The organism is Pseudomonas sp. GW823-FHT02C05 (assembly GCF_058797595.1).
In genome coordinates this window covers 174706-194253 of record NZ_JBXAJU010000001.1, presented here as the reverse complement: position 1 = coordinate 194253, position 19548 = coordinate 174706, and the positions used below count along the sequence as shown (strand labels likewise).

Here is a 19548-nt window from a genome sequence, read left to right as displayed (position 1 = left end):
AGGCGCGCACAGCGATCATTTTCCTCGTCATCGGCAACCCAGGTGATTGCTCCCTGCACAGGAGCTGTACCGATGATTGACCAGCCACTCTCGCGCTTTACCGCCGTCGACACCCACGACACCAACCAAGCCGTTTTCTACCTCGACACCCAAGCCTCTCTGAACGATCTGGCCAGCAGTGCGGCCCATCGTTTCACCGTGGTGCGGGATCTGATGGACACGCTGTCCACGCTTAACCTGAAAGACATTGCCGACTGCGACCTGACGCGGGTCACCCGAGGGGTGCATCTGCTCACCCGGGAGGGTTGCGCGGTGCTGGAGGTGATTCAGTGGCGAACAGCGCAAGAGGCCTGCACGCCATTGAACTCAACCAGAGCGTAATACGCGCTTGGCTTTGCCCCGGCCTTTGATCTTGCTTTGGCTTTTGATCTTGCTCTTGATCTACCTGCCCCCTCCAGAAGGCCGAACGCAGGCGTTGCGCAGGGGGCAGCTCGGCATGGATGCCGAGCTAGCCGCCATCAGGCCATGGATGGCCTGTGGCGGCGTGCCCCCGGAGCAATGCCGGAGTGAGGGAACGCCGAGCACTAGCGAGGCGCCGGATGCGGGGGCAGAGAGCCTTTGGTTACTTTGGGTTGGCCGGCATTTCGGGCCATCCAAAGTGACCCGCTGTAAGAGCGGCCCCCTAAGCGGCCGTGACCGCAGCAACGGATATGTACACAGAACCGTATGAAGTCAGGTGGTGCTAGCGCCGACCATTCGAAAGCCCATGAGAGAAATCGTTATCTGGACGACCAGAACCAGACACAGCAATACCGCTGCCATTCCCCAATCACCGTGGTCGGCGATAACCCCCAACGTCGCGATCATTATCGTGGCGCCAATATTGCCGACTAACCAGAAAATTGAGGTCGCCGTCCCAGACCTGGAGAGTCCGGCAGTGTCGGCTATCAGTTGCAGCAGAAGAGGCAGCGGAGATAACAGCGCGGCACCGATCACGATCCCTGCCAGACTCAATATCCAAGGGGAACCCGAGGTGAAAAGCAGTACCGTGCCTCCCCCTGCCAACAATGAAACCCCGGACAGAATGCCCCCCACGCTTGCACCGCTGCGCACCAGTAAAGGCATGAACGTCATACCCGCGATACCACCGGCCAACATCAGAACAACGATAAATCCTGAAACCTGGGCATCGATCCCCTGACGCAACAGGATCGGCTCCAGCCATGTCGTAATGGCGGAGAAATAGCCGTTGGTTAAAAAAATCATCAGCAAAACAGCCGTGAACGGAGCCGTGCGCAATAAATCGATACCCTCCGCCAGTAAACGACCGCCGGACTTGGTCGAGGCGGACGTTGTTTGCACAAGAGGGCCATCTCGCGGGACATAAATGAAGGTCAATAGCGCAATCAGCCCCAGGATCGCGACGTCAATCAACAACGAACTGCTGACGTTCCCCTCCTCCGTCAACGGGACAATCATGAACGCGGAGCCTATACCCAGGAAAATCACCATACTGAACAGCGTTGTGACCCGCACATGTTCATCTTCAGAAAACCAGGTGATCATCAACTTGACGAGCAGCGACATGGTCAACGGTTGAACGAACCCGAACAACAGTTGGCCGGCAAGCAGGTATTCATAATGGGGTTGTAACACCCGGATCAAGGCCGCCAACAACATGGCAATGGCTGTGATACGCAAGGCTGTTTGTACCGATATCCGGTCAATCAGGCCACCGCTGGGAAGTGCCAGCGGTAATGCAAGTGCCGTCACAGCCAAAGACAATGAACCGACTTCCCCATAAGTAATACCGTACTGGGTGGACACCTGATCCGTGATAGGCGCAAAGCGCATCCATTCATACTGGGTCAACGCCAGCATGCCGGAGTAAATACAAAGAATACGGTAACGTACTGGGATCACTTTAATCTCCCGCAAGAAGACACAAGTGAAGTCCGGGGCGAATGCGCCGGACCTTGAGTTCACACTGTGCAATCAAAACGCCCTCACAGGGCATTGGTTGTCAGCAACCTTAATACTTGATTCCGGTTGCCAGGCTCCAGTCACCGTATTGCGTGCGGGAAACTGTAATGTCGCGAAAACCGGCGATCGTCAGCAGTTCCCTTATCTCGGTCTCTGACAATTGCTGACCCTGGGTCCAAAGCAACATGTTCGCGTTATAAGCCGCGACATTATGTGGGCCGGTCTTGTCTTTGTTAAAAAACATCTCATGAAGAATGATACGGCCGCCACTGGGCAGTGCATCAAAACTCTTCTTGGCCAGAAACAGACACTTGTCCAGCGGCCAATCATGAAAGATATCACTGTAAAGATGCACATCGGCGGCTGGATACTCAGACGCCCAGATGTCTCCTTTATGGGTTGTGATGCGCCCCGCCATCCGGTACTGCTCGACGTAGGTATCGGCAATATCGCACACATAGGGAAGATCAAAGATCACGGCATTCAGTTCAGGCCATTTCTCCAGCGCACAAATAGAGTGAACACCCGAACCACCGCCCACATCCAGAAGACAGCTATACCCGGACAGATCAATCCGACCCGACCAGGCCCGAGCCGGTCCTTTGCTTTTACTGTGCATCGCCTTGGTGAAAATCTCGCTGTGCAGCTGGTCCTGCGCATTGTTCTCAAACAGATCAGTCTCACCGAACAACCCGGACTCTCCACTGAGCATCGACTCTTTGAAGAATGCATAGGAGAACGCATCTTCTTTGTGGCGTGCGGATTGCAGAACCCCACTGAACGAGGTTTCCGATTTTCGGGTCAGAAACGCTTGTGCCAAAGACGTCAGGCCATAACACTCCCCACGCTTCTCAAGCAGCCCCTGACTGGTGCACATAGCCACAAGCGCCTGTGCGGCTCGAGGGGCCAGTTCCAATGCCGAGCCGATTTCATCCAGCCTCAGCGCTTTGCCTTCAAGCAGATCAAACAGCTTTACTTCATCGGCAAAAAACAAGGTGTAGGTATTGATAAACCCGAAGTAGATATCAAATATCTGTTTATCACTGTGATGGTCCGTGTGCACTGTACTGTCCATGTAGATGCCTATCCCACTTCAAAAATGCCGTTGAAGACCATCAACGATGCCATGACAATAGAAACCCTCAACAACACGATCAAACGCCTGCCTGGCCTCCTGCGAAGCGTTGCCCACCAGGTAACCATGTGAACAGGCCAGCAACATCTCGATGTCATTACAACTGTCCCCGAACGAAATGACCTTGGCGGCGGAAATCGCATGTTTCTTGACGATGAAATCGACCCCCTGCTTCTTTCCGCACCCTGGGTGCATGATGGCTACATCGTAGACATTCTCCGGGTCGCCGGCGGCGGCACTGGCGTAGGTAATTGAGGCCTCAAGACCCACCTGCAAACAGAGCCTATGGATCTGCTCGATGGCGGTCGCTTCATTGCCATCGGCCTTCAAGTAATAACCCCGAATGCGTTTTTGCTGGAAAGCCTCCGACTGCAACGTCAACTCAATACCCTCTTGCTCGAACAGGGCGCTCAGCCTTATGACCCGCTCTGGAAACGCTCCAGCGCCTGGTAACGGCCAACCCTCATCCTCCAGAACACTGTCCGGGTGATTCCAGTACAACTCGGTTCCCAGGCTGGTCAGTGCAAAGTCCCAGGGAAACTCGGGGTATCTCTTCATCTTGTCCAGGACCACCGCTTGACTGTTTCCCGTGGCCCAGCCAAATAACAGGTGGTGCTTGCGTTTCAGTTGATTCAAACAGCTTTCCAGTTTGTCTATCCCGGCATCCGCCTCTCGAGACGACAAGACCGGCATAAACGTCTCGTCAAAATCAGAAACTATCAACCAGGTGTCTTTGCTCGTCATACCTGTTCACTCTCTGATGAGTCCCATGGACTGTAAGGATATTTCAATCCGGGAAAACTCCCCGAGCGCGCCCTCGGAAAAGGGCGACTGCACACTAAACCCGACACGGACTTCATTCGGGCAGTTGCTCACATAGAACGCCCGATGAAAAACCACGACCCCCTCAGGGCCACTCAGATAACACGAGAACACATCCCCACTTCGCGAAATGAACAGCCGCACAGGTTCATCGTTTACCTCGATGCCATTGACTTCATCGCTATAGGGCGATGAATGCACCGACACGATCTTCTTGTTGCTGCCGTACTCTTCAACACCGAACTTCAGCTTGTGCAGCCCGACTTCAAGAAAGAGCCCGGCAGCATCAAACTTGGCCAGGCTGAATAACTTGATGTCAGCGCCAAGGGCAAACTCTCCCGTCACCGACGTGAGCAAAGTGCCCAAGCTGTCCACCGTATGAAGCCCTGGAATATTGAACGAATCGCTACCGGGTTCGCTGCGCAGTTTCAGAACCGGCGCTACATAACGCAGCTGCGCGCAATGCTCGGGAGCGAACACACGATCACTGATCCTCAGTACGGTGTTCGGGTCTTTGCGCAAAACAGGCGTATTGCCAACGGTGTCATCCATACAGGTTCATTCCGCCATCGACCGACAGGGATTGAGCCGTGATGTCTTCGTTCTCAAGGACCGCCAGACAGAACCGGGCAATGTTTTCCGGGATCTGTGTACGACCCAACGGGATCAGCCCCTCCATGCGAGCCCACAAGTCATCCAGCGACTCATTGGGTTCGATGAGGCGGTTCTCCAGGTACTTCCACATATTGGTCTTGACGATGCCGGGGCAAACGCAGTTGACCCGGATATTGTGAGTGGCCAACTCCAGCGCCAAGGCGCCAGAGAAGCCCTGCAACCCGGCTTTCGCGGCGCAGTAGGAAGAGATTCCAGGAAAAGCGACTTTTGCGGCAATGGAGCTGATGTTCAGGATCGCACCGCCCTTGCCTCTCTGGATCAGTGCGCGGGCAGCTTCGCGCGACGTCAGGTAAGGTGCTGTAAGGTTGGTTTGCACGATCGCGTCAAACTCACTCAGCGCTGATTCAACCGTGTTGATCAGATGGCTGCTGCCAATGGCGTTGACCAGGCCGTAAAAGTGCTCTGACTCATGGACGACGCCACCTACGGCTTCTACGACCTGGGCTTCAGACGTTGCGTCGACCGCTATGGCCTTTACCGAAAACCCTTGCTCCACAAGATCCGCCGCCAGCGTGCGAGCCGCCTGATAACCACTGACATCCTGAGTTTGATAGTGGTTGATTGCATTGGGTGTCCGGTCGGTATCAAAGATGTAGACATGAACACCTTCTTTGGCCAGTACTTCAACAATCGCGGCGCCGATGCCTCTGGCACCGCCCACGACGATCATGGTTTTACCGGACAACTTGCCTTGCGCTTTATTTCCCTGCGTCATAAACCACTGCTCCTGAATCCATAGAAAGCCTGCCGAACCCTATACAGGGTTCAGAAAACCAATAAATAAACAGTTAAAACTGCATTTAAACCTGTGAAGCCTAATTAGCTAATGCGTACGGCGGGTCAGCTAACAACGCACCCAGTACTCGAGGTGCAACATTGGCCTGGAACGTCTCGATTGTTGGCCACTCATAGGCATCACTGAAGACCTTGCGAACTCGAATCAGCAAACTGGACTCAATGTATTCAGCCAGGTTGAAGCGACCACTGTTATGTTCGACGACAATGATTTCGGCACATTGGCCCAGCATCTCTTTAACCAACTCAAGATCCGGCCGAACGGACAGAAACCGGATATGCGTGCATCTTTTGGTCGTGGCGACCTGAAAGGCTTCGTACGCCATCGACTCCGCTGACACTATCAATGAACCTGCGGCAAACTCGGACTGAAAAATATAGATATCTTCAGACAGCTTCCGGTACTTCTCCCTCAGGGCACACACTCTTTCCATGGGCTGGTCGTACATTAAGTACAGGCCGTTTCCACCCTTCGCTTTCTGCCGCTGAATACAGGCCAACAGATCGAGAGGGTCTGTCAGTTCGTAAACGGTTTCTTCCGTCAGCAAGCTGAATACGGTTGAGGCATAGGTAGCGCCGCCCCACACACCGTTTTTCCGAGCGCCAATGACATGCAAATTACGACAGGCAATCAAAGCAGAGTGCAGTACATCTATCGCGTTGAGGTAATACTTGTCATCGGTCAGGACAAACTTCAGCTCATCATCCGGGCACCCCATCGCGCAGGTCAGCAACGCTGACTCGGCCAGGCCGGTGTTGCAATAACCGGACAATGCCTTAAGGCCAAACCGAGCGGCCAGATCCGCGGTGAATACATGGGCAGGTGCCCCTGAGCGAACCTCTTCGATAATGTCGGCCGTCCGACTGCAACTGGACGCTTTCCTCAGATCATTCTTCTGCTGATCGTCCGTTGACGTCATCAAACTCTGATGGCTGGCACGTTTGAAGGAGTGAACGTCTTTTTCGGTATGACAGATGATCGCGGTCGACCGTTGGTCCTTCTCTGCCTGGCGAATGTGTTCACTGATTGCCTGGGTGTCGTGTCCATCCACTTCATAAACATCCGAAAAGTAGGCGGCCAAATACTCTGGCCTCAACTTCCCGGGAAGCGGGTCAATCCCTCTGCCATTGTTGTCCACTATCAACGTCAGGTTCTTGACCTCAAGTTCGCCAACCAGGCGAATCGCCTCGAAAGACACCCCTTCGTTCAACTCACCGTCACCCGCCACACAGATAACACGTGCATCACGATTGGTATTCGCTCGCCCCAACGCAATGCCCACTCCCTCGCCCAGGCTATGCCGCATGCTGTAGGCAAAACCGTAGTGTTTATTGACAACAGCCGGAATCTTGTCGTGAACCGCAGCCAAAAAAGCCAAAGGCATACCGTTGAGCACATGACGATAAGCATAAAACAATGGCGCAATATGCCCCCTGCCAATTACCAGATCCTGATTGGCCACCCCTGCCGCATTGCAGAACTCCAATGCAAACAGTGCTTCGGCAATGTTCAGTGACGACAGGCAAGATGCCAGGGTTCCGTAACCGGCAATTTCATGAATCCGCTCCAGGCACACCCTTGCGTCTGAATAGAACGGCGTAAATTGTCTGGCGATGGCTACCGACAGTTCGTTGATCGTCTGGCACTTCGACGACTCGGCAATACCGACTTCAATTTCCTCATTGGCACGCACATACTCATCGGCCGTCAGGTACGCCTTCCGTTTATGCACGCTTTGACGAATGCCATATAACGGCGTCAACAGGCTGGCAACTGGCTCGAGGTCATAACTGACTAATTGATTCATTCAACACCTCGAACACGTCACTTAGCGTTTCTTCTGACATGATGTAGGCGGGCGCCAGGCAAGCCCAATCTTCCTCACCTCGGATAATCAACTTCCTTTCAAAGCACAGCCCACCCAATTTCTTGCCTGCCTGCTCCCCAAGGCTTGAGTCCAGGGTTATGCCGATCAGCAAGCCATGGGATTCAATTCGGGCGATCCGCTCATTCCCGGCGATTTCCTGACACAGCGCCTGAGTCTTTGTAATGAGTTTTTGTAGCTGCCCTGCGGCCTCTATCTGTTCCAGCACGCGCATCGACGCATTGATGGCCGCGATCGAAACCGGGTTGCTTGCATAGGTATGCGAATAGGAAAACGGGATCCACGGCTCTGGCTTGTCAAACACCGAGGCGATTTTATGGGATGTCGCCATAGCGGATGCCGGGTAATAACCACCGCTGATGCCTTTCCCGAGCGCGACGATATCGGCAGAAACCCCAAACTGATGGGTATTCAAGAACTCTCCGGTTCGAGAGGCGCCGGTCACGATTTCATCGGTAATCATCACAATGTCGTAACGGTCACAGAGTTCCCGAATACCGATCAGGTACTCGCGGGGAGTTTGCCGCATCCCTTTCAAATGGTTGACCGGCTCGAAAATAATGCAAGCGATCTGCTCCGCACCATAATGAAGAATAATATTCTCCACATCCGCCACGCTGTGCATTTCCAACGCCTGACCTTCGTGAACAACAGGGAATGGCGGGTTGATCCGAATAGTGTCGTAACCGCTGCAACGCAGGTCCTTGAAATCGTTCCTGCCGGTAATACTGTGGGCCCCCAAGGTGGCGCCGTGATAGGAGTGCTTGCGGCAGATCACTTTCTTCTTGAACGTATTGCCTTTGCGCTGGTGATATTCCAAGGCCATGGCAATCGACGACTCGATGGCTTCCGAGCCGCTGTTGACATACAGCAAGCCGCCATCTTCCATCTTGGCGCGTTTGAGCAGCAGCTCTGAAGTTTCAAACAGCTCGGACGAATAGAAATGATCCTTGGGGTGGAAAGGCAGATCCGTCAACGTTTTGGAAATATGCTGCTTGATGGGGTCGCATGAATACCCGAACGGTACGTTAAACATGCCCGAAATCGCATCCGTGTAGATGCCACCCTCTGCATGAACACTGACATCTTTAACAGAGCCAACAATTTGGTCTTTCACGCGTGACTGATAGACAAACATCCCTTTATGCCCTCTATTGATTAGATCGGATAAACCTGAGAACCAGCGCCCAGCACTTTACTGTGTGGCGGAACCGACTTTGCCACGACAGCACCCGCACCGATAATTGACCCTTTACCCACTATGACGCCCGGCAAGATTGTTGCGCCGCCGCCAATCCATACATCATCTTCAATGACTACAGGTGCACCCAATTCTATATAACGACGCCGCTGTTCAAGATCCTTGGCATGGTTAGAGGTATAGATACCGACATGAGGCCCGATAAACACACGGTTGCCGATATTTATTTCAAACGCATCGAGGAACACCCCATTGGCATTAATAAAAACACCTTCGCCAATGTTTATGTTCGAACCAAACTCACAAAAGAAATTGCCCCACTGTTCAAACCCCTCACCCACTGACCCGAACAGGAGTTTATAAAGCGCCTCCCGGCCATCAGGGTTATTGCTGATGGAGGAACACAAAGCACGGGCGATGCGCCTACGGGCAACTAAAGCAGGTTCCGCCGCATCGAATGTCATGAACTCACGCATACGCCACCCTGTAGACACGGGCGTAACAAAGAGCACTCATGCCGTGCTGTTCGGCAAGTAAACGGGAGCAAATAAGACGATCACTAGTTCCGCGTATTTCACTACCACCCACGATTAACGCCCACACTTTCCCAACAGCCTGATTCCCTTCAGCCATCATCATCCCCATCTACTATTTAATTTTTAAATGTACTTCCGCGCTTCTTGAATTTTTTCCACCTTCTACACTCGCCACCCGCGCCTTGCAAGTTGGTTATTACGCCAGCCGTATTCTTGTGTCACTGCTTTCAGGGCCTGTTACTCCCGTTCTGGATTGGCGCCGATGGGCTGCCAATTACGCGTCGCACCTGACCTGCGATGCGCAGGTTGATGGCAGCGGGATCACCGGCTGCATTCGATGCCGGTCGCAGTAGTGACGCAGGTGTTCTGCGTCATAGCCTTTATCCGCCAGTAACCAGCGACGGCGCTTGCGTGGTCGCCCCGGATTACCGGGCCACCTGATCCAGCAGCGGCTGTGCATGGGCGATATCGCTGGCTTGGCCGGACGGCTACTGAAGAAGTAGCGAGGACATAGCGCCCTCGCCGCCTTTCACTGTTTACGCTGCTTGGTTTATGCCGCTTGAGACGGGCCGCTCACACCGGGACTTGCTGAGCGACCTGCCCAGCCGCCCAAGACCAAAAACCAGCCCGAACGACATGCCCCGATACATAACTCCAGACACACAATTCAACCTGCGCTATTATGCACCTGGAGTTATAAAGCATCTCTCACCCCGATAAGGAGATGGAGGTGCAAAGCAGACAGTTGATCAAGGAGCTTGAAGCCGCAGGCTGGGTGCTGGAGCGAGTCACTGGCAGCCATCATCTGTTCAAGCACCCTTACAGGCCCAACACCGTTCCGGTGCCTCACCCGAAGAAGGATCTGCCACGGGGCACGGTCAGGGCCATCAGGAAACTGGCTGGACTGATCTAGCTCCCACCACCTTCACACCTATTGAGGAAATCCCCGTGCAATATCCCATCTGCATCGAATGGGGCGACGAACACACCGCCACCGGCATTCAGATTCCCGACATTCCTGGTGCTGTCACCGCGGGCGACAGCTTCGAGAGCGCCTATAGCGCGGCTATCGAGATTGCCCACGTCATGCTCGAAGAGCTGGCCCGAGCGGGGCACACCATTCCTCTGCCCTCTCCCACCCGCAAACACCGCGCCAACCCCGATTTCGAGGGCATGGGCTGGGGCATGCTGGATATCGATATTGCGCCTTACCTGGGCAAGACCGAGAAGGTCAACGTGACCCTGCCGGGTTATGTGATCCAGCAGATCGACCGATTTGTGCGAGAGCACAACATCAAGAGCCGGTCGTCCTTTCTTGCGGATGCCGCGATGGAAAAACTCGGGCGCTGAAAGCGGCTCTAGGTCGATGAAGTCCAGACCACCTATTCATGATACTGGGCCTCCAAGGCATACCAATCAGTTGTCGAGAAGCAAGGGCGAAATAGCTGCAGGAAGCCATCGACCAATATTTTGTTTGTAAAAAAATTCTTCCCCATAACTCTCGGAACTCTCTTTAGGGGAGCAGGAAGAACTAGCACTTAACGCATAGGCAGAGCTAGACGTCGATGTGCAATTAGCAAAAGCAACCCAGGGTTCTCGTTGCCATGCAACGTGACCAGCAGGAAACCCAGCAAGCTGGGGCTGAACGTTTGGTATCCCCTGCACTATTCCGCCATATCGCTGAGCGTTGTAGTCTCGATTATTTTCGAAAGGATGAACTCTGCCGTATTCAACCCGCTCCCAACCCACAATTTGATCCCAGTGAATCATCCCCAGTGAGGCAGCCTCATGCTCTGCAGGATGTGGCGAATATCTTAATAACGTATTGTTAACATCGATAAAATTCGGAGTTGGCCTTATGTGGTATATGTACCCATTATTCCCCAAATGGGTACCTAACCAATCCAGCGCAGTACCTCTTAAAGTCGTTGTAGCCACATACCCAGAATCATATCTAGCCAATCCTGTTTCAGCACCATTAGTGTGATTCCACAAATTTATATTTGGCGGTGGCTGATTCGGCCGAGAACCATCCATCCCTTTTGGGAAAAACCCCCCGGCTTTTTTTGTAGCAGCAGGAGTATCCAATAGACCTACCGCACGATAGACATTAGGGAGATTATCTGCCATCGAAAAAAATGAAACAAACACCAATAAAGGGAAGACAAAAAATCGGACTTTACACATATTTACTCACCCACATAAAGACACTCACACATTAATGGAGAATGCTTAACCCCTTCCATGGCAGTGACACTCTTGCCAACGCAACAGCAATACACCGACTACTTTACAACCAGAAGTCTTCAAAGGACCATCTTGGTGCCATGCCCACCAGCCCCTGCGCTTAGGCGCGAGACATTCTAGTATGCATATATATAAAGCTGATCCAAGGCTTTCCCAGAGCAATTAATCCAAAGCGAAGAGCCGGCCATGAGTGCAGTCAAAGCTCCGGAGTATGTGGCCTTCGCCCAGGAGTTATCCATTTTATAGTTGGACAACCAGTACTCTTTACTGGACTTCAGCTGACCATTGTCTTCTTTAACGGCAAATGTAATATAACCATCACTTTCACGATACCCTACATATCGCAAATGCACGCCCGAGTAACTACCTGACGGGCAGTTTTCAGGAGCTGCGACCGCAACCCCCCCATTAACCAGCCCAAAAAACGCAATTAGAAAAAATACAAACCTGGGAGCTTTCATCTTTATTACCTCTCACAAAAATATATAGAATGGTAGATTTAGACCTACCACATTCAGGACTTTCGTAGAATCACCACACACTATCGCAGGCTTCCGAGCAGTTATTTAAATACTTTAAATCGAAGCCCTTACATGAACGCACACTCAACCACAGCACAACTGCATCCAGCTACTCCTGGCTGCACATTGATAGTTCGCTCACCTGAACCGGGACTAGGCCATTTACGAAATAATTATATCGCCCCCATTAAAGAAAGAACTTTCCAGCTTTTGATAGTGTCCAGAAAAACAGGGCCACAGCCCGTCATCACAACATCTAGCAAAACGGCGCTCTTCCAAATCGACTCCCTGAGAGCCTGCTTAGATTTTTTGAATAGTAATCAAATGGATGGAGCACAAGCCGGTGCTCGGGAATACTCAAGATAGTTATCACGTGAAGGGATCGCGCGGCACTCGTTTGGCCGCGAAGGTTGGCCGGCATTCCGGATATCCAAAGTGACCCGCTGTAAGAGCGGAACCCTAAGCAGCCGTGACCGCAGCAACGGATATATACGCAGAACTGTATGCAGCCAGGTGAAAAGCATCGGCAGGTTTGGCGAGGACTGCGTCCTCGTGCGCAGCCTCGCTGCGCTCGACAGCGGCTACAGGTTTTGGTCTGGCCCTTCAGCCTTCGCCACAGGGGGTGTGGCCTGCCAATTGGTGAGGGCTGCCACAGGAAAGACTCCAGCCTCAGCGGCCGTAGCCCCGCTTTTCAGCCAATGGCCCGAGCCAACCGCAACGCCACACTCACCGCCTGCTCGGCACTGACCACATTAGTGAACCCCATCACCAACCCCTGCCTAACCTCGCCCCCCAGATACCACTGCGACAACGGCTCCACCGCAATCCCCTCCCTCCGAGCCCGCTGGGCAATCTGCACATCGTCCCCCTCCCCCAGCCCCGCCACCACATGCATGCCCCCGGCCTGCGGGTCTATCTGCAAACGCCCACCCACGTGCTGGTGCAACGCCTCCACCAGCCATTGGCGCCGACGCGCATACAGGCCGCGCATTTTGTTCAGGTGCCGGGCAAAGTGCCCCTCGTTGAGAAAGGCCGCGACCGTCGCCTGCTGCAGGTGCGGGCAGTGGTTGTGCAAACGATCCGCCTGGCGGGCGAACGCCGGGGCCTGTTCGGCGGGCACCACCAGGTAGGCCAGGCGCAGCCCTGGAAACAGGACTTTGCTGAAGGTGCCGGTGTAGAGCACGCGGCCTTGCTGGTCGAGGCTCTTGAGGGCCGGCAAGGGTTTGCCCTGGTAGCGGTATTCGCTGTCGTAGTCGTCTTCGATGATCCAGCTGCCTTGGCGGTTGGCCCAGTCCAGCAGAGCCAGGCGCCGCGGCAGGGACAGCGACACTCCCAGCGGGCTCTGGTGGGTCGGGGTGACCACGGCAAAACCGGCCTGCGGGGCGCGAGCGATGCCTTGGGCGACGTCCAGGCCCTGATCGTCCACGGGCACCGGCACCAGTTGCGCACCGGCTTCCAGCAGCGCGCTCCTGGCCATGAAGTAGCCGGGCTCCTCCAGCCAGCAGGTTTCGCCAGGGCGCATCAACGTATGACTGATCAGGTCGAGGCAGGCGCGGTAGCCGGCGCAGACGAAAATCTGCTCCGGGTGGCAGCTGATGCCCCGGGAAATCCCCAGGTAGGAGGCAATGGCCGCACGCAACGGGGCGTAGCCGCGCGCGTCCGGGTAGACCAGGCCTTCGACGCCCGCCTGGCGCAGTTGCCGGCCCGCGAGGCGGGTCCAGAGCTTGCGCGGAAAGGCGTCCAGCGCTGGCAGGCCCATTTGCAGTGCCAGCGGCAGCGTGCCGGCATGGGTGGCCTGGTAGGTCGTGGGGGCCACTGGGGCGCGCTGCGTGGGCGCCGAAACCGGTGCCAGTTGCGGTGTGACAATGGTCCCGGCGGCCCCGCGAGCAGTCAGGTAGCCCTCGCCTATCAGCAGCTGGTAGGCCGCTTCCACGGTGCCCCGCGCCAGGTTGAGTTCCGCCGCCAGGGCGCGGACCGCCGGCACTCGGTCCCCCGGACGCAGGCGGCCATCGGCGATGGACTCGCGAAACCGCTGGTAAAGCTGGCGATAGATCGGCGCCGTCTGGCTGCGGTCCAATTCGAAAGGAAGGATCATGGCCTAGTCATTTATGCATTTTTTGGCCCTGTAGCTTAAGCCATTGACCTTCTAAAGTGGGTCATCTCTTTTCAGCGGATGACGGACATGCCCTACACCCTTCAACACCTCGAAAGCGAAGCGGCCCTGGCGGCCAGTTTCGACTTGATGCGTGTCTTGCGCCCCCAGCTCACCAGCCCGGCGGCCTATGTCGCCCAAGTAGCCCGGCAGGCCGAACAGGGCTACCGCTTGCTCGCCGCATGGGACGCCGAGCGCATCGTCGGCCTGGCGGGTTACCGCGAGCTGGAAAACCTGCTCTACGGGCGCTTCATCTACGTTGATGACCTGGTCGTGAGCCCCGACCTTCAGCGCAGCGGCTTGGGTGCGCGGCTGCTGAGCGCCGTGCGTGATGAGGCCGTGCAGCGTCAAAGCGATCACCTGGTGCTGGATACCGGCCTGCATATGCCCCTGGCCCAGCGCTTCTATTTCCGCCAGGGGCTGCTGGCCCGGGGCATGCATTTCACTCAACGACTTCAAGGCGGGGAGCCGGCATGAACAACCTGCTGCTGATCAACGCCAGCCCCCGTGGGCAGGGTTCCCATGGCAACCAGTTGGCACTGGAACTGGTGAGCTCCCTGCGCCAACGCTATCCGCACCTGGAACTGGTCGAACGCGATCTGGGGGCCAATCCGTTGCCCCCCCTGGGCATGGACTACGCCCACGCCCTGACCACCCCCACGCCCTTCGACGCGCCACTGTTCGAGGTGTCCGAGGGGCTGATCGGCGAGTTGGAGCGCAGCGATGCCCTGCTCATTGCCACGCCCATGCACAACTTCACCCTGCCGGCCGCGCTCAAGCTGTGGATCGACTACGTGCTGCGCATTCACCGCACCTTCAGCTCCGACCCGGAGGGCAAGGTCGGCCTGCTCAAGGACCGCCCGGTGCATGTACTGGTCAGTTCCGGCGGCTTTCACCAGGGCGAACGGGCACGCCAACCGGATTTTCTGACGCCTTACCTGCGCCAGGTGCTGAACACCCTCGGCCTGTTCGACCTGCAGTTCACTTATCTGCAAGGGTTGGTGTTCGGTGACGAGGCCGTGCGTGCAACCCTCGACGAGGCCCGCAGCGCACTGTCCTTGCAGCCCCTGTTCAACCCTCTCGTTTGTGCCTGATCACTTTTTTCCCTATCGGAGTTTCACCATGAGCCAACTCAGACTGCCCTTTGCCACCCTGTCGCCAGCCGCCTATCAAGGCCTGCTCGCCACCAACACCGCCCTGGTCGCAAGCCCGCTGGGCTTGCCCCTGGTGGAACTGGTGTTTTTGCGCGTGTCGCAGATCAACGGCTGCTCGTTCTGCCTGGGCAAGCACTCACAGACCCTGCGCGAGTGTGGGGTGGCGCAAGACAAGCTGGATTGCCTGGCCGGCTGGCGCGTCAGCGAACTGTTCAGCGAACGCGAGCGCGCCGCGCTGGCCTGGACCGAAACCCTCACCTACGTCCACGACAAGGGCGCGCCGGACGAGCTCTACGAACCGCTGAAAGCGCACTTTAGCGACGTTGAAATTTCCGACCTGACCTTGGCCGTGTCCTTGATGAATGCCTTCAACCGGCTGGCGGTGGGCATGAAGCTCTGAGAGCGAAGCCATCGTTGGCGGTGTTGGCTGTTGATCTTCCTGCCCCTGCGCACAGGAGGGTCGAAGGCAGGCATTGAGCCGTGGCCAACCCGGCAGGATGCCGGGTTGGCCGCCACCCGCCCCCAGGTGCACGCGGTAAGAAGGTGGCTCCGCGTCTTCGTTGGCGAGCTTCGCTGGCAAGCCAGCTCCTACAGGGGAAGCGATATCAGGTCGGCTCGTGGTCGCCGTTTTACCTCCCCCTGCTCTATGCGAGAAAAGCTCCGCTGGCGCCGGCATCGGCCAATGCAAACAGCAGTGCTTCCAGCGCTTCTTCGGGCGCCGAGCCGAGGTCAATCTTGACCCTGTACCCCTCCTCCGTGGCCTCCGGGTCCGACACAAAGTGCAGCACCCCTTGCAGCCCTTCTTCGGTTGGCGGGTTTTCATCTTCGCCATCGAACCATTCAAAGAACCAGGTGCGAATAACCTCAGAGGCCTGTTCCAGGCTCAAGCCCCGCACCTCCAGCGGCAGCCAGTCCCAGCCAAAGGGCGAGATCACCACCGCCATCTGCTCGATCGCAAAGCGCACAGGCTCAAAGCCCAGCTCGGTTTCGGAATCGACCTGCACCGGCTTGCCAGTCGAAGCGCCCTCGGCCGCAATCACATCCACCCGGCAAGGCGTGGCCATGGCCCCTTCAACCGCCAGCGAACCATCGCTGTTGCGGTAAGCGGGCTCGACATGCGCGGCCCCTTCTGCGGCGATACGCGCCAGGGTTTCGACATAGGGTTTACGAATGGCGGCAAGCAGTTCGCTGACGGTCATGGGTCTGATGACTTCCTTGGCAAGGGGCCGTCGAGGGTTCTGTCTTCGACGGGAGGGTGATGGGTGGCTGAAAGGCCGGCGCAATAGTGCAATGGGCGGCCGTGCAACGTCCATGAAAAGCCACGCTCCTCTGGCCGCTCCCCGCCATAGGCCTGCGTCTCGAAAAATTTTGGCTTGCCCAATACATATGGATATTCGTATATTCGATTCTCCATATATAAGGAGCGAGCATGATCACGCCTCCCGAAGTCTTTAAAAGCCTGGCCGACGAAACCCGTGTGCGCGCCACTCTGCTGATCGCCGATCAGGGTGAGCTGTGTGTCTGCGAGCTGATGTGTGCACTCGACGACAGCCAGCCAAAAATCAGCCGCCACCTGGCGCAACTGCGCAGCAGTGGCTTGCTGCTCGATCGCCGCCAGGGCCAATGGGTGTATTACCGCCTCAACCCCGAGTTGCCGGGCTGGGTCCGGGAGATTCTGCATGTGACGGCCAAGGCCAACGCCGCTTGGCTCAAGGACAACGCCGCGCGCCTGCAGAACATGGATGGCCGCCCCGTTCGCGAAGCCGCTTGCTGCTGACCCCTATCGAGTGAACCCGCATGTTTGTCGCTGTGGCTGTTTTTCTCTTCACCCTGATTCTCGTCATCTGGCAGCCCAAGGGCCTCGGCGTCGGTTGGAGCGCCACGCTCGGCGCAATCATCGCGCTGGCGGTGGGCGCGGTATCGCTGCAGGACATTCCCACGGTGTGGGCCATTGTCTGGAACGCCACCGCGACTTTCATCGCGGTGATCATCATCAGTCTGCTTCTGGACGAGGCCGGGTTCTTCGAATGGGCCGCCCTGCATGTGGCGCGCTGGGCCAGGGGCAGCGGCCATCGGCTGTTCGCCTTCTGCGTGCTGCTGGGGGCGGCGGTGTCGGCGCTGTTTGCCAATGACGGTGCAGCGCTGATCCTCACGCCCATCGTCATGTCGATGCTGCTGGCGCTGCGTTTCAGCCCCGGAGCGACCCTGGCCTTCGTCATGGCCGCGGGCTTCATTGCCGACACCGCGAGCCTGCCGCTGGTGGTGTCCAACCTGGTGAATATCGTGTCCGCCGACTACTTCCGGCTGGGGTTCGCCGAGTACGCGGCGGTGATGCTGCCGGTGAGCCTGGCCAGTGTCGCAATGACCTTGCTGGTGCTGTTCCTCTATTTCCGCAAGGACCTGCCGCACCGCTACGCCCTGGATGCGCTGCCGCAACCTTGCACGGCGATCCGTGACCGGGCCACCTTCAGGGTCGGGGGCTGGACCCTGCTGATGCTGCTGGTCGGGCTGTTCGCCCTGGAGCCCCTGGGTATTCCCATCAGCGCCGTGGCGGCGGCCTGTGCCGCGCTGCTGTTTGCCGTCGCCGCCAAGGGCCACCGGATCTCCACGCGCCGGGTGCTGCGCGAGGCGCCGTGGCAGATCGTGGTGTTCTCGCTGGGCATGTACCTGGTGGTGTACGGCCTGAAGAATGCCGGCCTGACGGACCTGCTGGCCCAGGTGCTGAACCGCCTGGCCGAACAGGGGCTGTGGAGCGCCACCCTGGGCACGGGCCTGTTGTCGGCGCTGCTGTCCTCGGTGATGAACAACATGCCCAGCGTGCTGATCGGCGCGCTGTCGATACAGGTCAGCGAGGCACAGGGGCTGGTGCGCGAGGCGATGATCTACGCCAACGTCATCGGCTGCGACCTGGGCCCGAAAATCACCCCCATCGGCAGCCTCGCCACGTTGCTCTGGCTGCACGTGCTGGAGCGCAAGGGCCTGCGCATCACCTGGGGGTATTACTTCAAGGTCGGCGTGCTGCTGACCCTCCCGGTTCTGCTGGTCACCCTTTCGGCCCTGGCCCTGCGCCTGAGCCTCTGACAGCCGCCCAAAGCGGCAGGAGCCCCCCATGCGAGTCCTGTTCATGTGCACGGCCAACAGTTGCCGCAGCATTCTTTCCGAAGCCCTGTTCAACCATCTGGCGCCCGAGGGGTTTGCGGCGGTCAGCGCCGGCAGCTTCCCCAAGGGCCAGGTGCTGCCACGTAGCCTGTCGACCTTGCAGCAGGCCGGCATCGCCACCGACGGCCTGTACAGCAAGGGCAATGACGCCTTCGCCGACAACCCGCCGGATATTGTCATCACCGTCTGCGACAAGGCGGCCGGTGAAAGCTGCCCGGTGTATTTCGGCCCGGCGCTCAAGGCCCATTGGGGGCTGGCGGACCCATCCGATGTGCGCGGTGAAGAGGCAGCGATCGACGCCGCGTTCCGCGCCACCCTGGCGCAGATCGAACAGCGCTGCGCAGCCTTCTTCGCACTGCCCTTCAACCACCTCAGCCGCGATCAGCTCAAGACCGAGCTCGATCGCATCGGCACGCTTTAAGGAGGCCCCATGTCCGAGCACCTGCCTAACCTGGATTTGCGCCTGTTCGATGGCGCACCCACTTCGACGCCAGACGAGCACAAGCCGCGCATCCTGTTGCTCTACGGTTCCACCCGCGAGCGCTCCTTCAGCCGGCTGCTGGTCGAAGAAGCCGCGCGCCTGCTGGAGCATTTCGGTGCCCAGACGCGGATCTACAACCCCTCCGGCTTGCCCTTGCCCGACGATGCCCCGGTGGACCATCCCAAGGTCCAGGAACTGCGCGAACTGGTGCTGTGGTCAGAAGGCCAGGTCTGGTGTTCGCCAGAACGCCACGGGGCGATGTCGGCGGTGTTCAAGGCACAGATCGACTGGGTTCCGCTGGAGCTCGGCGCGGTGCGTCCGACCCAGGGCAAAACCCTGGCAGTGATGCAGGTCTGCGGCGGCTCCCAGTCGTTCAACGTGGTCAACCAGTTGCGCGTGCTCGGGCGCTGGATGCGCATGTTCACCATCCCCAACCAATCCTCGGTGCCCAAGGCCTACATGGAGTTCGACGACGCCGGGCGGATGAAGCCTTCGCCGTTCTACGACCGGGTGGTGGATGTGATGGAAGAGCTGGTGAAGTTCACCGTGCTGCTGCGCGACCGGCAGGCGTTTCTGGTGGACCGTTATTCCGAGCGCAAGGAAAGCGCCGAGCAATTGATGGCCCGGGTCAACCAGCGTTCAATCTGAGGGGCGCAACAGCCCATTTGCAGCCTGCGCCGACAAAAGCCTGTGAACCCGGATTTCAAGAATGGGTTTGGGCAGGCGCACGCTGGCTTGCAAAACACTCGCTGGCGCCGCATTGATTCGCTGATTGCGCATCATCGTTGGCGAGCTTCGCTG

General features: G+C 57.2%; 21 protein-coding genes and 1 pseudogene. 10 read left to right on the top strand and 12 right to left on the bottom strand.

What is annotated here, in order from left to right; all coding sequences use genetic code 11:
* The first annotated feature begins 72 nt into the window (after positions 1 to 72).
* On the top strand, positions 73 to 381 hold the full coding sequence (locus tag AC1RGE_RS00965) for a hypothetical protein (RefSeq protein WP_492583040.1): 309 nt from the start codon (positions 73 to 75) through the stop codon (positions 379 to 381).
* A gap of 351 nt (positions 382 to 732) precedes the next feature.
* Here AC1RGE_RS00965 and AC1RGE_RS00960 read toward each other — a convergent pair whose 3' ends face one another.
* The 9 genes and pseudogenes from AC1RGE_RS00960 to AC1RGE_RS00920 all read right to left on the bottom strand — a co-directional run.
* A complete protein-coding gene (locus AC1RGE_RS00960) occupies positions 733 to 1923 on the bottom strand; it encodes an MFS transporter (protein WP_259699709.1) in 1191 nt (396 codons plus the stop codon).
* 109 nt (positions 1924 to 2032) lie between these two features.
* Positions 2033 to 3058, bottom strand: a complete 1026-nt coding sequence (locus tag AC1RGE_RS00955; RefSeq protein WP_492583038.1) for a methyltransferase — start codon at positions 3056 to 3058, stop codon at positions 2033 to 2035.
* A gap of 18 nt (positions 3059 to 3076) precedes the next feature.
* Positions 3077 to 3862, bottom strand: coding sequence for an HAD-IIB family hydrolase (locus AC1RGE_RS00950; RefSeq protein WP_492583036.1), 786 nt, complete (start codon positions 3860 to 3862; stop codon positions 3077 to 3079).
* Positions 3863 to 3868: 6 nt separating this feature from the next.
* Positions 3869 to 4492, bottom strand: a complete 624-nt coding sequence (locus AC1RGE_RS00945; RefSeq protein ID WP_492583034.1) for a DUF1349 domain-containing protein — start codon at positions 4490 to 4492, stop codon at positions 3869 to 3871.
* Positions 4485 to 5330 (bottom strand): SDR family NAD(P)-dependent oxidoreductase, encoded by an 846-nt coding sequence (locus AC1RGE_RS00940; protein ID WP_492583032.1) that lies wholly within the window; start codon positions 5328 to 5330, stop codon positions 4485 to 4487. The genes AC1RGE_RS00945 and AC1RGE_RS00940 overlap by 8 nt, the downstream gene beginning before the upstream one ends.
* 100 nt (positions 5331 to 5430) lie before the next feature.
* The gene (locus AC1RGE_RS00935) at positions 5431 to 7218 is read right to left on the bottom strand and encodes a thiamine pyrophosphate-binding protein (RefSeq protein ID WP_492583030.1); all 1788 of its coding nucleotides are present in this window, start codon (positions 7216 to 7218) and stop codon (positions 5431 to 5433) included.
* Positions 7196 to 8434 carry an aminotransferase class III-fold pyridoxal phosphate-dependent enzyme gene (locus AC1RGE_RS00930; protein WP_019094712.1) on the bottom strand — a complete coding sequence of 413 codons (1239 nt, stop codon included), beginning with the start codon at positions 8432 to 8434 and terminating at the stop codon, positions 7196 to 7198. Before AC1RGE_RS00930 ends, AC1RGE_RS00935 begins: the two co-directional genes overlap by 23 nt.
* A gap of 20 nt (positions 8435 to 8454) precedes the next feature.
* Positions 8455 to 8973: a sugar O-acetyltransferase gene (locus AC1RGE_RS00925; RefSeq protein WP_492583028.1), complete on the bottom strand. Its 519-nt coding sequence runs from the start codon at positions 8971 to 8973 to the stop codon at positions 8455 to 8457.
* Between the two features lie 373 nt (positions 8974 to 9346).
* Positions 9347 to 9515, bottom strand: a pseudogene (locus AC1RGE_RS00920) (transposase); the annotation flags it as partial.
* A gap of 248 nt (positions 9516 to 9763) precedes the next feature.
* Here AC1RGE_RS00920 and AC1RGE_RS00915 point away from each other — a divergent pair.
* A complete protein-coding gene (locus tag AC1RGE_RS00915) occupies positions 9764 to 9946 on the top strand; it encodes a type II toxin-antitoxin system HicA family toxin (RefSeq protein ID WP_492583026.1) in 183 nt (60 codons plus the stop codon).
* A gap of 35 nt (positions 9947 to 9981) precedes the next feature.
* A complete protein-coding gene (locus AC1RGE_RS00910) occupies positions 9982 to 10383 on the top strand; it encodes a type II toxin-antitoxin system HicB family antitoxin (RefSeq protein WP_492583024.1) in 402 nt (133 codons plus the stop codon).
* 66 nt (positions 10384 to 10449) lie between these two features.
* Here AC1RGE_RS00910 and AC1RGE_RS00905 read toward each other — a convergent pair whose 3' ends face one another.
* Both AC1RGE_RS00905 and pdxR read right to left on the bottom strand, forming a co-directional pair.
* On the bottom strand, positions 10450 to 11220 hold the full coding sequence (locus AC1RGE_RS00905; RefSeq protein ID WP_492583022.1) for an enterotoxin A family protein: 771 nt from the start codon (positions 11218 to 11220) through the stop codon (positions 10450 to 10452).
* 1272 nt (positions 11221 to 12492) lie between these two features.
* Positions 12493 to 13896 (bottom strand): MocR-like pyridoxine biosynthesis transcription factor PdxR, encoded by a 1404-nt coding sequence (pdxR, locus tag AC1RGE_RS00900; RefSeq protein ID WP_492583020.1) that lies wholly within the window; start codon positions 13894 to 13896, stop codon positions 12493 to 12495.
* An 87-nt stretch (positions 13897 to 13983) separates the two neighbouring features.
* On the opposite strand from pdxR, the gene AC1RGE_RS00895 reads away from it, so the two are divergent.
* From AC1RGE_RS00895 to AC1RGE_RS00885, 3 genes are read left to right on the top strand one after another with little or no spacing between them, the layout of a single operon-like run.
* On the top strand, positions 13984 to 14430 hold the full coding sequence (locus tag AC1RGE_RS00895) for a GNAT family N-acetyltransferase (protein ID WP_258611703.1): 447 nt from the start codon (positions 13984 to 13986) through the stop codon (positions 14428 to 14430).
* Entirely contained in the window at positions 14427 to 15047 is a 621-nt protein-coding gene (locus AC1RGE_RS00890; RefSeq protein ID WP_492583018.1) for an FMN-dependent NADH-azoreductase, read from the top strand. The genes AC1RGE_RS00895 and AC1RGE_RS00890 overlap by 4 nt, the downstream gene beginning before the upstream one ends.
* A gap of 28 nt (positions 15048 to 15075) precedes the next feature.
* Positions 15076 to 15507: a carboxymuconolactone decarboxylase family protein gene (locus AC1RGE_RS00885; RefSeq protein WP_011060488.1), complete on the top strand. Its 432-nt coding sequence runs from the start codon at positions 15076 to 15078 to the stop codon at positions 15505 to 15507.
* Between the two features lie 244 nt (positions 15508 to 15751).
* Here the strand turns inward: AC1RGE_RS00885 and AC1RGE_RS00880 are convergent, their stop codons facing one another.
* The gene (locus AC1RGE_RS00880) at positions 15752 to 16306 is read right to left on the bottom strand and encodes a hypothetical protein (RefSeq protein ID WP_492583016.1); all 555 of its coding nucleotides are present in this window, start codon (positions 16304 to 16306) and stop codon (positions 15752 to 15754) included.
* Between the two features lie 230 nt (positions 16307 to 16536).
* Here AC1RGE_RS00880 and AC1RGE_RS00875 point away from each other — a divergent pair, with 230 nt between their 5' ends.
* Genes AC1RGE_RS00875 through arsH form a run of 4 tightly spaced genes read left to right on the top strand, consistent with a single transcriptional unit; the run spans position 16537 to position 19395 of the window.
* The gene (locus AC1RGE_RS00875) at positions 16537 to 16884 is read left to right on the top strand and encodes a metalloregulator ArsR/SmtB family transcription factor (RefSeq protein ID WP_011060486.1); all 348 of its coding nucleotides are present in this window, start codon (positions 16537 to 16539) and stop codon (positions 16882 to 16884) included.
* 20 nt (positions 16885 to 16904) lie between these two features.
* Positions 16905 to 18188 carry an arsenic transporter gene (locus tag AC1RGE_RS00870; protein ID WP_492583014.1) on the top strand — a complete coding sequence of 428 codons (1284 nt, stop codon included), beginning with the start codon at positions 16905 to 16907 and terminating at the stop codon, positions 18186 to 18188.
* A 28-nt stretch (positions 18189 to 18216) separates the two neighbouring features.
* Entirely contained in the window at positions 18217 to 18687 is a 471-nt protein-coding gene (locus AC1RGE_RS00865; RefSeq protein WP_011060484.1) for an arsenate reductase ArsC, read from the top strand.
* Positions 18688 to 18696: 9 nt separating this feature from the next.
* Positions 18697 to 19395 carry an arsenical resistance protein ArsH gene (gene arsH, locus AC1RGE_RS00860; RefSeq protein ID WP_346624425.1) on the top strand — a complete coding sequence of 233 codons (699 nt, stop codon included), beginning with the start codon at positions 18697 to 18699 and terminating at the stop codon, positions 19393 to 19395.
* Positions 19396 to 19548 lie beyond the last annotated feature (153 nt).

Coding starts and splice junctions, on each gene's coding strand:
- AC1RGE_RS00965 (WP_492583040.1), top strand. CDS start 73: ATGATTGACCAGCCACTCTCGCGCTTTACCGCCGTCGACACCCACGAC.
- AC1RGE_RS00955 (WP_492583038.1), bottom strand. CDS start 3,058: ATGGACAGTACAGTGCACACGGACCATCACAGTGATAAACAGATATTT.
- AC1RGE_RS00950 (WP_492583036.1), bottom strand. CDS start 3,862: ATGACGAGCAAAGACACCTGGTTGATAGTTTCTGATTTTGACGAGACG.
- AC1RGE_RS00945 (WP_492583034.1), bottom strand. CDS start 4,492: ATGGATGACACCGTTGGCAATACGCCTGTTTTGCGCAAAGACCCGAAC.
- AC1RGE_RS00940 (WP_492583032.1), bottom strand. CDS start 5,330: ATGACGCAGGGAAATAAAGCGCAAGGCAAGTTGTCCGGTAAAACCATG.
- AC1RGE_RS00935 (WP_492583030.1), bottom strand. CDS start 7,218: ATGAATCAATTAGTCAGTTATGACCTCGAGCCAGTTGCCAGCCTGTTG.
- AC1RGE_RS00930 (WP_019094712.1), bottom strand. CDS start 8,434: ATGTTTGTCTATCAGTCACGCGTGAAAGACCAAATTGTTGGCTCTGTT.
- AC1RGE_RS00925 (WP_492583028.1), bottom strand. CDS start 8,973: ATGCGTGAGTTCATGACATTCGATGCGGCGGAACCTGCTTTAGTTGCC.
- AC1RGE_RS00905 (WP_492583022.1), bottom strand. CDS start 11,220: ATGTGTAAAGTCCGATTTTTTGTCTTCCCTTTATTGGTGTTTGTTTCA.
- pdxR (WP_492583020.1), bottom strand. CDS start 13,896: ATGATCCTTCCTTTCGAATTGGACCGCAGCCAGACGGCGCCGATCTAT.
- AC1RGE_RS00895 (WP_258611703.1), top strand. CDS start 13,984: ATGCCCTACACCCTTCAACACCTCGAAAGCGAAGCGGCCCTGGCGGCC.
- AC1RGE_RS00890 (WP_492583018.1), top strand. CDS start 14,427: ATGAACAACCTGCTGCTGATCAACGCCAGCCCCCGTGGGCAGGGTTCC.
- AC1RGE_RS00885 (WP_011060488.1), top strand. CDS start 15,076: ATGAGCCAACTCAGACTGCCCTTTGCCACCCTGTCGCCAGCCGCCTAT.
- AC1RGE_RS00880 (WP_492583016.1), bottom strand. CDS start 16,306: ATGACCGTCAGCGAACTGCTTGCCGCCATTCGTAAACCCTATGTCGAA.
- AC1RGE_RS00875 (WP_011060486.1), top strand. CDS start 16,537: ATGATCACGCCTCCCGAAGTCTTTAAAAGCCTGGCCGACGAAACCCGT.
- AC1RGE_RS00870 (WP_492583014.1), top strand. CDS start 16,905: ATGTTTGTCGCTGTGGCTGTTTTTCTCTTCACCCTGATTCTCGTCATC.
- AC1RGE_RS00865 (WP_011060484.1), top strand. CDS start 18,217: ATGCGAGTCCTGTTCATGTGCACGGCCAACAGTTGCCGCAGCATTCTT.
- arsH (WP_346624425.1), top strand. CDS start 18,697: ATGTCCGAGCACCTGCCTAACCTGGATTTGCGCCTGTTCGATGGCGCA.